The sequence below is a fragment of the Skermanella sp. genome (assembly GCF_059503625.1).
Map to the genome: position 1 here is coordinate 4,042 of NZ_JCACHA010001175.1, position 850 is coordinate 4,891.

General features: G+C 66.2%; 1 protein-coding gene. It reads right to left on the bottom strand.

The window, feature by feature from the left end; genetic code table 11:
* Nucleotides 1–696 (bottom strand): Clp protease N-terminal domain-containing protein (locus AC5JJ6_RS41510; protein ID WP_496047667.1); only part of this gene is annotated, 696 nt, incomplete at its 3' end.
* Nucleotides 697–850: the final 154 nt, after the last annotated feature.

An 850-nucleotide genomic window follows, 5' to 3' on the forward strand; every position in this document is an offset into this window, starting at 1 on the left:
TTCCGGCACGTCGCCCTTGATGATGCGCTGGGCGAGGCCTTCCACGATGGCGGTCTTGCCGACGCCGGGCTCGCCGATCAGGACGGGGTTGTTCTTGGTCCGCCGGGCCAGCACCTGGATGGTGCGCCGGATTTCCTCATCGCGGCCGATCACCGGGTCGAGCTTGCCGTCGCGCGCCGCTTCGGTCAGGTCGCGGGCATATTTCTTCAGGGCGTCGTAACCCTGCTCGGCCGAAGCGCTGTCGGCGGTACGGCCCTTGCGGATCGCGTTGATCGCCTGGTTGAGCGACTGCGCCGTGACGCCTGCCTCCTTCAGGATGCGGGCGGAGGGCGATCCTTCCGCCATGGCAAGCGCCAGCAGCAGGCGTTCCGCCGTGACGAAGCTGTCGCCGGCCTTGGTGGCAAGGTCTTCCGCCGTCTGGAACAGACGCGCCAGTTCGGGCGCCAGATAGATCTGGCCGGCTCCCGCCCCTTCGACCTTCGGCTGCTTGTTGAGTTCCGCTTCCACGGCGGACAGAGCGCGCGCGGGGTCGCCGCCGGCAGACCGGATCAGGTTGGCAGCCAACCCTTCCTTGTCTTCCAGCAAGGTCGTGAGCAGATGTTCGGGCGTCAGGCGCTGGTGGCCGCGCCGCAGCGCCAAGCCCTGCGTGGCCTGTACGAAGCCGCGCGAACGTTCGGTGTACTTCTCGAAGTCCATGGTTACACTCCTTGTCGTCCGGTCGCCCGCCAGGCAGCACGACCGCTTTTGACCCACTCTCATGTGCGATCCAGGAGGATGCTGAAATCTATATGGCGAGGGGGATATCGGCACACAAGCGGTCGGCAGGCGGCAATCGCCGGTCTGTGAAAAC